Origin of the sequence: Pseudomonas sp. Pseu.R1 (assembly GCF_045764065.1) — a bacterium.
Classification (GTDB): domain Bacteria; phylum Pseudomonadota; class Gammaproteobacteria; order Pseudomonadales; family Pseudomonadaceae; genus Aquipseudomonas.
Genome location: NZ_JBJGEE020000001.1, coordinates 5,833,275 through 5,844,812 on the forward strand (window position 1 = coordinate 5,833,275; position 11,538 = coordinate 5,844,812).

Genomic DNA, 11,538 nt, shown 5'->3' on the forward strand with positions numbered 1-11,538 from the left:
CGAGGTGAACCGTTACCCTATATGTAGGGAGAAAACACGGTCAGGCGTTTACCTCCGGTTTCAATAAACGCCAGCGAGGTTGTGGATCACGCACACAGCGTGCTGTCGACACGTCACGTTTCAATATGCCCTCGATCGTCAACGGACCCTCAGCACCACGCGACCGCGCACGGGGTCTTCGTCCAGGTGGTTGTGCGCCTTGCCGAACTGTTCGAACGGCCAGGTGCGATGAATGTCTGGCTTGAGCAGTCCTCTGACCGTCAGATCATTGATGACGTCCAGTGCACGCTTCATCGCGGCGCTGTCCTGCTCGATGCCCAACTCGGGCTTGCCTGTGAAGTTCTCAAGGCAATGCACGAAGAAGCGCATGTTCTTCCTGAACGCCTGCATGGCGGGGAAGGGCGTGGTGTTACCACCGCGCAGGCCGTAGAGCACCAGACTGCCGCGGGGCGCCAGCACGTCGCCCAACAGTGACAGTTGGCGACCGCCAAAACCGTCGAAAACCGCTTCGATGCCTTGGCCTTTGGTCAACGCCTGGATGCGCAGGCAAATGTCGTCTTCCTCCGTCACGATCACCCGTTCGGCACCGTTGGCCAGCAGGTATTCGCGGTCTTCGGCGTGTTGCGTCGCAGCGATCACGTGCAGGCCAAGCGCCTTGCCCAATTGCACGAAGGCGATACCGGGGCTGTAGGCGGCGTCGGTGACCAGCACGGTCTGGCCCGCCTGAACCTTGGCCAGGTCGGCGAAGGCAAAGTACGCCAGCAGCATGGGCGTGTAGTGCACGCTGGCTTCGATGGGCGTGAGCACATCGGGGTAGCGGGTCAGGGCATTGCGCGGCACGATGACGTGGTCGCCACACACCGGGTAATCGTTGGCGCTCATGGCCTTGAAGCTGGCGACCTTGTCACCCACGTGCAGATCTGTCACGCCTGCGCCGACCGCCTCGACGACACCGGCCATTTCGCTGCCGATACCGGCGGGCAACTGCACCGGGGCCAGGGCCAGGTTCTGGCGCCACAACACATCGTCCCAGCTGATGCCGATGGCCTCGGCACGAACCAGCACTTCCTGTGGACCGGGTAAGCGGTCAGGCTGCTCCTCGCAACTGAGCACATCGGCTTTGCCGAAGCGATGAAATTTGATGGCGCGGGACATTTCCAACCTCGACTCATTTGTTTAGGGTTGAGAAAACTTTACGGGCGCCGGGCGCTGTGCACTATTTCTGTCTGTCGATACCCGACATGCCTGCTATCAATTGGGGTTTGGGGAACTCGCGGCCGGGAACGCAGGTTGTTGAATACGCGGGGAAACTGCGCAGACACTCACTCAATGATTTCCAATGACAGGGGCTGGCAATGTCGTGTGATGTTCGTTTCAAGCAGGCGTGTGAGCAGTTGGGTTACGACTTCGATGGCGAGATCAAGATCGGCGGCAACTATGTGCCACTGGTGCGCCATGAGGATCAGTTGTATATCAGCGGGCAAATCCCGCGGGTGGGCGACACGGTGGTCGTGACAGGCCGGGCAGGGGCCGATGTCACGCTGGAACGGGCGCAACTGGGGGCAAAAATCAGCGCCCTGAGGGCCATGGCGCTGTTGCAGCGCAGTCTGGGCAGCCTCGATAGGATCAAGCGCGTGTTGCGCATGACCCTGTTCGTGCAATGCACCGACAGTTTTACCCAGCAGAGCGAAGTGGCGGACGGCGCGTCCGAGCTGCTGTTTTTTGTGTTCGGTGAAGCGGGCGCTCACACCCGCAGTTCGGTGGGGGTTTATCAACTGCCAAAGAATGCGACGGTGGAAATGGACCTGATTGCAGCAGGCGAGTGAAAAGTCTTGATACTCGGCCATGCTGACTTGAAAACAGGCTTACTTTCGTCTTCAAACTGTTCGTACAGCGCCCAAAGTCAATGCTCACCGCGAGCATTCACGCCGAGCGCTGTACGCTCACAATCCCGTGTTCGAGCATAGTGGCCAGAAACACGTCGATCTTGTTGCGCAGGTGGTCTTCCATCAGCGCGCGGAGCTTTTTGCTCTCGCCTTTTTTCAGGTACGTCAGCATTTGCTCATGTTCGTTGATCGCCTGCTGCCAGCGCCCCGGTGTCGGGTTGAGGCGGCGACGGACATGACGCAGCCGGGCGTTGAGGTTGTTGAACATTTCCGACAGCACCCGGTTGTCGGCCACTTGCAGAATTTTCAAGTGAATCTGCTGATTCAGGTTGAAGTAGCTGCTCAAGTCATTCTGTTCATGGGTCAGGCGCATCGCCGCTTGCAGGGCTTCCAGTTCGGCGATGTCGGCGGCCGAAATTTTCTGACACGCCTGTTCGCCTGACAGGCCTTCCAGCGCCGCCAGCAGGGTCAGCATGTTCGCCGCTTCTTCCAGGCTGACACTGGCCACTCGCGCCCGGCGCGTGGCCGAAATTTCCACGAGGCCTTCACGGGCCAGCACTTTTATCGCCTCCCGCAATGGCGTGCGCGACACGTCCAGTTCTTCGCACAAGGCCCGCTCGGACAGCGGCGCGCCCGGCATCAGTTCGCCGCTGATGATGCGTTCGCGCAGGGCGGCATACGCGGCTTCGTTGATGTTCGTCAGATTGTTGTTCTCGGACATCCGTCCCTCTCCATCGGTATCCCGTCTTTGCCAGTGCGGGCTGAACTGGATTATCGGGGTGAATCCGATTTTTTTCCACGACAACGCGCTTTATTAGGTTTTTGCTCCGTATTTATGGGCATATGGCGCCTGCTTCATTTCGGCTGACGTGTCATTTTTCTGCAAAAACCGCTTGCACATAAAAAATCGACGCCTATATTTGGGATACCAAACACACAAAATGGTATCCCAAAAATAATAAGGTGCTCGTATGAACAGCCAGGTTTCCCCTGCGCCGGAAGTGCTTTTGCAGCGCGACGGCGGCATTGCCACGGTCATTCTCAACCGCCCGGAAAAACTTAACGCCACCACGCTGTCGATGTGGAAGCTGCTGGATGACACCATCAGCCGCCTCGACGCCGACGACAGCGTGCGCTGCATCGTGATCCGAGGCGCCGGGACCAAGGCCTTCGGTCCCGGCAATGACATCTCCGAATTCGAAACCCACCGCGGCAATCAGGCGCTGGCTCGGCGTTACGGGCCGGTGATGCACAGCGCCTTGCGTACCATCGCTCACTGTCGTCACCCGCTGGTGGCGATGATTCATGGCATTTGTGTGGGCGGCGGGTTGGGCATTGCGTCGCTGTGCAACGTGCGGATCTGCGGCGAGTCGAGTCGTTTCGGGGTGCCGGTCAACAAGCTGGGGCTTGCCATGTCCCACGATGAAATGAGCGGCCTGATACGCATCGCAGGCCCTGACGTGACCTTGGAGATGCTGCTTGAAGGCCGCGTGTTCGGTGCTGCCGAAGCGCTGGACAAACGCATCGTCAGTCGGGTCGTGGCAGATGCCGATGTCGAGGAAGAGGCCATGGCCGCCGCTCGCCGCATCGCTGACGGCGCGCCGCGGGTGGCCCGTTGGCACAAGCAGTTCGTCGAGCGCAGCCTCGACCCCGCGCCGCTGAGCGCCGAGGAATACGACGAGGCTTTCGACTGCTTCGCCACCGAGGATTTTCAGATCGGTTACCAGGCCTTTCTGGCCAAACGCACCCCTGTTTTCGGAGGCAAATGACATGGCCGGTCCATTGCAGGGCATGAAAGTCATCGAGCTGTCGCACATCATGTCCGGCCCCATCTGCGGGATGATGCTGGCCGACATGGGCGCCGACGTGATCAAGGTCGAGAAAATGGACGGTGACGACTGCCGCCGCTTCGCGCCGATCCTGGAGCATGGCGAGTCCGCGTCGTTCATGATCCTCAACCGCAACAAGCGCGACATCGCCCTGAACCTTAAAACCGACGGCGGCAAAGACGTACTGCGACGTATGCTCAGCGATGCCGATGTGGTCACCGAGAACTATCGCAAGGGCACCATGGAAAAGCTCGGGCTGGGCTATGACACCCTGAAAAAGCTCAATCCGGGGCTGATTTATTGCTCGGTATCCGGCTACGGTCGCACCGGGCCGTATGCGGACAAGGGCGGGTTCGACCTCATCGCCCAAGGCCTGTCGGGACTGATGAGTTCGACCGGTGAACCGGGCCAGGCGCCGATCAAGGCGGGTTCGCCGATCGCCGACATCAACGCCGGTATTCTTGCCGCACTGGGCATCGCGGCGGCCTACGCCCATAAACAGAAGACCGGACTGGGTCAGGTGGTCGACACCTCGTTGTTGGAAGCGGGCTTTCAGCAAATGTACTGGCCCGCCGCGAACTACTTCTCCGAGGGCGTGATTCTGCCGAAGATGGGCTCGGCCAACTCCACCAGCACCCCGTATCAGGCGTTCAGAACTCAAGATGGCTGGATCAACATCGGCGCGGCCAACCAAGGCAACTACGAGCGTTTGCTGCAGGTGCTGAATGCGCCGCACATCAGCGAAGACCCGCGGTTTGCCACCAACGTGCTGCGCATGAACAACCGCGAGGCGCTGGTCGATCTGATCACCGAATGCCTGGTGCAAGACACCACGGACAACTGGGTCGCGCGGCTGGATGTCGCCGGATTGCCCGTGGGCGCGGTGCTGGACATCTCACAGGCGGTTGAGCACCCGCAGATTCTCGAACGGGAAATGATCGTCGAAACCCATCATCCGGTCACCGGCCCGGCGCGCAGCATCGCGTTGCCGATCCGCTTCTCCGAGACGCCCAAACAGGTCAATCGCCCGTCTCCGTTACTGGGCGAACACACCCTGGAAATCCTCGCGGAATATGGCTACGACGCTGGGCAGATCGCCGAATTGCATCGCGAGGGAGCGATTCTCGATCTGTAAACCTGATACGCGCGTGAGTGAAGTGAACAACTACAAAAAGAACACTGAGGACCGCAATCATGAACAGGTTAAAACCCAAGGCCACCACCATCGTCATGGCGATGCTGTGCCTGATGTACTTCATCACCTACGTCGACCGTGTCAACGTCAGCACGGCCGCCGGGCAATTCAGCAGCGAGCTGGGCTTGAGCAACACACAACTGGGTTTCATCTTCTCGGCATTCGCTTACCCGTACATGGTGTTTCAGTTCATTGGCGGCTGGGTCAGTGACCGCTATGGCGCCAAACGCACGCTCATCGTCTGTGCCTTTATATGGGCGGCGGCGACGGTGCTGACTGGCATGGCGGGCGGTTTCCTCAGTCTGGTGGCGGCCCGCATGTTGTTGGGGCTGGGGGAGGGCGCAACCTTTCCGGCGTCGACCAGCGCCATGGCCGCCTGGGTCTCGAAAGAACGGCGCGGTTTCGCGCAAGGCATCACCCACGCGGCGGCGCGGTTGGGTAACGCCTGCGCACCGTTGATCGTCGCGGCGTTGATGACGGCCTACGACTGGCGCTTCTCGTTCTATCTATTGGGCGCGCTGAGTTTCGGCTGGGTGGTGTTGTGGTACGTCACGTATACCGAAAAGCCCGCCGATCATCCGCGTATCACCCAACAGGAACTGGCGGTACTGCCTGCACCCAAACCCCGTCGTGTCGATGCGCCGGGCACCTATGGCCGACTGTTCCGCCGCATGTTGCCGGTTTCCAGCGTGTACTTCTGCTACAACTGGATCCTCTGGCTGATGCTCAGCTGGATTCCGATGTACTTCATGCACAACTACCAGATGAACATCAAAAACGCGGTGCTGTTCACCTCCGGGGTGTTTTTTGCTGGCGTGGTGGGCGACCTGCTCGGCGGAATGATCAGCGACAAGCTGCTGCACAAGACCGGCAACGTGAAAATTGCCCGCAGCTACCTGGTCGCGGTGTGCATGGCCTGTACCGGGTTGTCGCTGATTCCGGTGCTGATGTTCCACGAACCGATGTATTCGCTGGTGTTCCTGGCCATGGCGCTGTTCTTCAACGAGATGACGGTCGGGCCGATGTGGGCCGTGCCCATGGACATCGCCTCGGATCGCGCCGGAACCGCCAGCGGCATCATGAACGGCACGGCGGCCACCGCGACCATCATCAGCCCGGTGCTGGCCGGTTACCTGATCGACCAGACCGGCAACTGGGCGTTGCCGTTCCTGATCTCCATTGGCGTACTTGCCTTCGGCGTGTTGATGACCTTCACCATGCAGCCGCAGAAAAGCTTCGTGACAGAGGAGAAAGCACCGGTGCAAAACTTCGAAACACATGAGGCGAGCGAGGTGGCTGTCAAATGATTGCGCTGGCGCCTGAAACAGCGATCCGTATGACATGTAACTGTCACAAAACAGGCTGAAAGCGGGCTGGGAAGGCCTTTTTTCAGTCGTGATGTGGCGCATTGATATTAATTTCGGAAAAAGTAGACAACCCCCGGATTCCCCAATGAATTCGGGGGTTTTGCGTTTACAGCGTGTAGGCGGATACCTGCAAAACCCGGTCGTTTTTCGCGGCTGTCTAGAGACTGTCATCAAACAGAAATGTTTGGGGTTTTAAATCTGCATCGGGTCTTCAACTGCGACCACAAACACACACTCTCTTGTTGAGGTATTGCCGTGAATCTGCTGACAAAAACACGCCTGTCGCTCCTGCTGGCTTCGATGGCCCTGACCGGAATGGCACACGCTACGGACGTCACTGGTGCTGGTTCGAGCTTCGTCTACCCAGTCATCTCCAAATGGGCGACCGAGTACAGCACAAAATCCGGCAACAAAGTTAACTACCAGTCCATCGGTTCCGGTGGTGGTATCGCTCAAATCAAGGCCGCTACCGTTGATTTCGGTGCTTCCGACGCCCCTCTGAAAGCTGAAGACCTGCAGGCCAGCGGCCTGGGCCAGTTTCCGAGCGTGATCGGCGGTATCGTTCCGGTCCTGAACGTCGAAGGCGTTGAAGGCGGCAAACTGGAGCTGGACGGCAAGACCCTGGCCGACATCTTCCAGGGCAAAATCACCAAGTGGAACGATCCAGCGATCGCCAAGCTGAACTCGGGCCTGAAACTGCCTGAAACCAACATCACCGTCGTTCACCGTTCGGACGGCTCGGGCACTTCCTTCAACTTCACCAACTACCTGAGCAAAGTCAGCCCAGAGTGGAAATCCGCCGTTGGCGAAGGTTCTGCCGTTCAGTGGCCTGTCGGTGTGGGTGGCAAAGGTAACGAAGGTGTGGCTGCCTACGTGAAGCAGATCAAAGGTTCGATCGGCTACGTGGAATTCGCCTACGCCAAGACCAACAACATTGCCTACGCCAAAATGCAGAACGCTGCAGGCAAAGTGGTTGAGCCTAGCGCCAAGACCTTCGCCGCTGCCGCTGCAACCGCAGACTGGGCCAGCGCCAAGGACTTCAACCTGATCATGACCAACGCCCCGGGCGCTGAAGCATGGCCGATCACTGCGACCACCTGGATCATCATGTACAAGACGCCGAAGAAGGCTGACGAAAGCAAGGCTGCTTTCGACTTCTTCAAATGGTCCCTGGAAAACGGCCAGGCTCACGCCGAGTCGCTGGACTACGTTCCACTGCCTAAAGAGCTGGTTGCCAAGATCGAAACTTACTGGAAAGCCGAGTTCAAGTAACGACTCGACGTCATCCGGCTTACCCCTGTCACCGAGCGCTCGGTGACAGGGTTTCTTTTCGAGTGGACCCAACATGACTGAGAACACCCAATATATGTCCGCTGTCATTCCGGATGTGGAATCCGAGAGCGAAAAACGAGCGGCCCGCGATCACCGACACGATGCCTGGTTCCGGCGCATCATGCTGGGCGCGGCTTTGTTGGTTCTGCTGTTGCTGGCGTGTATCGCCGGTTCGACGCTGTGGGGCGGAGCCCTGGCGTTCAAGACCTTTGGTTTCGAATTTCTTACCAGTACCGAATGGGATGCGGTGAACGGCCATTTCGGTGCGTTGGTCCCGATCTACGGCACGCTTGTCACCTCCTCTCTCGCGTTGCTGATCGCCGTTCCGGTGAGCTTCGGCATCGCGATTTTTCTGACTGAAGTAGCCCCTCCTTGGTTGCGCACCCCCATCGCGTCAGCGGTCGAACTGCTGGCGGGTATCCCTTCGATCATCTACGGCATGTGGGGCCTGTTCGTGTTCGGCCCGTTCATGGCGGCCTACCTGGCCCCGTGGATCAACGACAACCTCGGCGCGCTGCCGTTGATCGGTCCGGTGTTTCAAGGGCCGCCACTGGGTATTGGCATGCTGACCGCCGGTATCGTGCTGGCGATCATGATCATCCCGTTCATTACCTCGGTCATGACCGAAGTGTTCCGCACCGTTCCGGTGGCGCTGAAAGAGTCGGCCTACGCACTGGGCGGCACCACCTGGGAAGTGGTCTGGGACATCGTCCTGCCTTATACGCGCACGGCGGTGGTCGGCGGTATTTTCCTCGGGCTGGGGCGCGCACTGGGTGAAACCATGGCAGTGACCTTCGTTCTGGGTAACGCCCACCAGTTCTCGGCCTCGCTGATGATGCCGAGCAGCTCGATCGCATCGGTGATCGCCAACGAGTTCAGTGAGGCGTACACCGACCTGCATCGCTCGTCGCTGATCGCGCTGGGCTTCCTGTTGTTTGTCGTCACCTTCATCGTGCTGGCAATCGCCCGTCTGATGCTGTCTCGTCTGTCGCGCAAGGAGGGTGTATGAGTAAGGTCGACAACGAAAACCTGTACCGGATGCGGGCGCTGAAAAACAAGCTCGCCATGGTGCTCAGTTGTGGCGCGACGGTGTTCGGTCTGCTGTGGCTGGTGTGGATTCTGATCACCACCATCATCAATGGCTTCGAGGCGCTGAACCTGCGCCTGTTCGTCGAGATGACCCCACCGCCGGGCGCTGCGGGTGGTCTGGCCAACGCCTTTTACGGCAGCATCCTGATGTCGGGCCTGGGCCTGGTGATCGGTACGCCTATCGGTCTGATGGCCGGGATCTGGCTGGCTGAATTCGCCCGCCACACCAAACTGGGTAACGCGGTTCGTTTCATCAACGACATTCTGCTGTCCGCCCCTTCGATCGTGCTCGGTCTGTTCGTGTACACCGCCGTGATTTTGCCGGTCAGTGCACTGACCGATCATCGTGTCGGCTTCTCGGCGTTCGCGGGTGCTCTGGCCTTGGCGTTGCTGGTGATTCCGGTCGTGGTGCGCACCACCGATGAAATGCTGCAACTGCAGCCAGCCACCATGCGTGAAGCGGCGCTGGCACTGGGGGTGCCCCAGTGGAAACTGACCCTGCAAATCGTTCTGCGTGCCGCCCGGGCCGGTGTGGTCACGGGTGTGCTGCTGGCACTGGCGCGCATCACCGGTGAAACCGCGCCGCTGCTGTTCACCGCCTTCGGTAACCAATTCTGGAGCGGCGATTTGCTCAAACCGATCGCCAGCATTCCGGTCGTGATCTTCCAGTACGCCATGAGCCCGTTCGATGATTGGCATTCCCTGGCTTGGGCCGGTGCTTTGATCATGACTCTGTTCGTACTGGTGCTGAGCCTCAGCTCCCGTCTCATTCTTCTGCGCAATAAGGCGTCCTGATGAACAATCTTTCTCTTGCCGACGAAAAAACCAAGATCCAGGTACGCAACCTCGACTTCTTCTACAACGGCCACCAGTCGTTGAAGAACATCAACATGACCATTCCCGAAAAACGCATTACCGCGATCATCGGGCCGTCGGGTTGTGGCAAGTCGACCATGTTGCGCGTGTTCAACCGCATCTATTCGATGTACCCGAAACTGGAAGCCAAGGGCGAAGTGCTGCTCAACGGCGAAAACATCCTGGCGCCGGGCTACTCGATGAACCGCCTGCGCAGCCATGTCGGCATGGTGTTCCAGAAGCCGGTGCCGTTCCCGATGACCATCAAGGACAACATCTCCTACGCGGTCAAACACCATGAAAAGCTCAACCGTCGCGAGATGGAAGACCGTGTTGAAGAGGCCCTGCGCGGCGCGGCGTTGTGGGATGAAGTGAAGGACAAGCTGGACAAGAACGCCCAGGGTCTGTCGGGTGGTCAGCAGCAGCGTCTGTGCATTGCCCGTACCATCGCGCTGCGTCCGCAAGTGCTGCTGCTGGACGAACCGACCTCGGCACTCGACCCGATCTCCACCGGTCGTATCGAGCAGTTGATCACTGAACTGAAAGAGCAGTTCACCGTGGTCATCGTCACCCACAACATGCAACAGGCCGCACGTTGCTCGGACTACACCGCGTTCATGTTCCTGGGTGAACTGATCGAACACGGTGACACCGACACTATCTTCACCAAGCCGACCAAGACCCAGACCGAAGACTACATCACCGGTCGTTTTGGTTGATCCGCTGGCAGCGGTAACAACCGTGGGAGCCGGCTTGCTGGCAAAAGCGTCCGTTCAGATACTTCGCCGTTGACTGACGCTACGCTTTCGCCAGCAAGCCGGCTCCCCACAGTGTTCTGCGTTGGGCGTGAATGCTCAGTCTGCCTCAGTTTTCGTGGGAGCCAACCGGGTGGCGAAAGGGGCTCTCAACCCAACGGCACCGGCGGTATCGTGCTGTGATCCCCCATGAACTGCTCCAGCCGCTTGCGCAGCCATCGCTCGGCCGGGTCGGTATCCATCACGCTCAACCAGACCATCGACAATTCGAGGTTCGGCGTGATGAACGGCAAAGGCTCTCCTCGCAACAACCCCGTCTTGCCCATCGCCAGCGTCAAATGATCGGGCAGGTTGCACAGCAAATCCGTTCCGGCCATCAAGGCGGGCAGGGTGCTGTACTGCGGCACTGACAACACGGCCTGCCGCTTGCGTCCGATTGCGGCCAGCCATTCATCGGCAAAACTCGAAATGTTTGCCACGTGGGACACCACCACGTGAGGCCGCGAGCAGTATTCGTCGAGGGTCAGAGGCTCGGCGCGATCATCGGCCCGCACCACCATCGGCTGAATGCTGCGCAGCAATTTGCGCTTGGCATTGGCGGGCAGCTCGCGGGTCAGGCACACCCCGACAGTGATCTCGCCGGACATCAACAGCTCGGAGATATTCCAGTAGTTGCACTGCTTGATCACGATGATGATGCCCGGCGCCTCTTCGCGAATCGCCCGCAGTAGCGGAGGTAACAGGCTGTACTCGACGTCATCGGACAGGCCAATGCGGAAGGTCATGTCACTGCTGGCGGGGTCGAATTCCCGCGTCAGGCTCAGGGCCACCGACATGGCGTCCAGCGCGGGGGAGAGGTGATGAATGATCTCGTTGGCCCGCGCCGTCGGCTCCATGCGATGGCCGACGCGAATGAACAGCGGGTCATTGAACAACGCCCGCAGCCGGTTCAGCGCGGCGCTGATGGTGGGCTGCCCGAGGAACAGCTTCTCGGCGGCACGGGTCACGTTGCGCTCTTGCATCAAGGTCTCGAACACCACCATCAGGTTGATATCCGCCTTGCGCAGTTCATTGCGGTTCATGCGTCGCCCCCGTAGCCCAACATTCGTCACCCTGCTTCAAAGCCTGAGAAATGATGGGCAACAGTTTATGGATCACGATTGTCTGACGTCCAGCGTAAGCGGATGTTTCGTGGACAGGGCGGTTAAATTGCCTCTGCGAAGGCGTAGG

11 protein-coding genes are annotated in these 11,538 nt (G+C 59.3%); 8 read left to right on the forward strand and 3 right to left on the reverse strand.

Annotated features, from left to right (window positions below; translation table 11 throughout):
• Positions 1-138: 138 nt before the first annotated feature.
• Positions 139-1,155 (reverse strand): zinc-dependent alcohol dehydrogenase family protein, encoded by a 1,017-nt coding sequence (locus ACI5GA_RS26525; RefSeq protein WP_421424950.1) that lies wholly within the window; start codon positions 1,153-1,155, stop codon positions 139-141.
• A gap of 200 nt (positions 1,156-1,355) precedes the next feature.
• On the opposite strand from ACI5GA_RS26525, the gene ACI5GA_RS26530 reads away from it, so the two are divergent.
• Positions 1,356-1,826, forward strand: a complete 471-nt coding sequence (locus ACI5GA_RS26530; protein ID WP_404634459.1) for a RidA family protein — start codon at positions 1,356-1,358, stop codon at positions 1,824-1,826.
• A 97-nt stretch (positions 1,827-1,923) separates the two neighbouring features.
• Here ACI5GA_RS26530 and ACI5GA_RS26535 read toward each other — a convergent pair whose 3' ends face one another.
• Complete coding sequence (locus ACI5GA_RS26535; protein ID WP_404634461.1) at positions 1,924-2,607, reverse strand: GntR family transcriptional regulator; 684 nt, start codon at positions 2,605-2,607, stop codon at positions 1,924-1,926.
• A gap of 250 nt (positions 2,608-2,857) precedes the next feature.
• On the opposite strand from ACI5GA_RS26535, the gene ACI5GA_RS26540 reads away from it, so the two are divergent.
• The 7 genes from ACI5GA_RS26540 (at position 2,858) to pstB (ending at position 10,272) form a co-directional block, all read left to right on the forward strand.
• The gene (locus tag ACI5GA_RS26540; protein ID WP_421424953.1) at positions 2,858-3,655 is read left to right on the forward strand and encodes an enoyl-CoA hydratase/isomerase family protein; all 798 of its coding nucleotides are present in this window, start codon (positions 2,858-2,860) and stop codon (positions 3,653-3,655) included.
• Position 3,656: 1 nt separating this feature from the next.
• Entirely contained in the window at positions 3,657-4,850 is a 1,194-nt protein-coding gene (locus ACI5GA_RS26545) for a CaiB/BaiF CoA transferase family protein (protein ID WP_421424956.1), read from the forward strand.
• Between the two features lie 59 nt (positions 4,851-4,909).
• The gene (locus tag ACI5GA_RS26550) at positions 4,910-6,217 is read left to right on the forward strand and encodes an MFS transporter (RefSeq protein ID WP_404634467.1); all 1,308 of its coding nucleotides are present in this window, start codon (positions 4,910-4,912) and stop codon (positions 6,215-6,217) included.
• Positions 6,218-6,532: 315 nt separating this feature from the next.
• The gene (pstS, locus tag ACI5GA_RS26555; RefSeq protein WP_404634469.1) at positions 6,533-7,549 is read left to right on the forward strand and encodes a phosphate ABC transporter substrate-binding protein PstS; all 1,017 of its coding nucleotides are present in this window, start codon (positions 6,533-6,535) and stop codon (positions 7,547-7,549) included.
• Between the two features lie 73 nt (positions 7,550-7,622).
• Positions 7,623-8,618 (forward strand): phosphate ABC transporter permease subunit PstC, encoded by a 996-nt coding sequence (gene pstC, locus ACI5GA_RS26560; protein ID WP_421424959.1) that lies wholly within the window; start codon positions 7,623-7,625, stop codon positions 8,616-8,618.
• Positions 8,615-9,493, forward strand: coding sequence for a phosphate ABC transporter permease PstA (gene pstA / locus ACI5GA_RS26565; protein ID WP_404634473.1), 879 nt, complete (start codon positions 8,615-8,617; stop codon positions 9,491-9,493). Before pstC ends, pstA begins: the two co-directional genes overlap by 4 nt.
• Positions 9,493-10,272 carry a phosphate ABC transporter ATP-binding protein PstB gene (gene pstB / locus ACI5GA_RS26570; protein ID WP_404634475.1) on the forward strand — a complete coding sequence of 260 codons (780 nt, stop codon included), beginning with the start codon at positions 9,493-9,495 and terminating at the stop codon, positions 10,270-10,272. The genes pstA and pstB overlap by 1 nt, the downstream gene beginning before the upstream one ends.
• 185 nt (positions 10,273-10,457) lie before the next feature.
• On the opposite strand, the gene ACI5GA_RS26575 is transcribed toward pstB, so the two are convergent.
• Positions 10,458-11,390 (reverse strand): LysR substrate-binding domain-containing protein, encoded by a 933-nt coding sequence (locus ACI5GA_RS26575; protein WP_404634477.1) that lies wholly within the window; start codon positions 11,388-11,390, stop codon positions 10,458-10,460.
• Between the last annotated feature and the right edge of the window lie 148 nt (positions 11,391-11,538).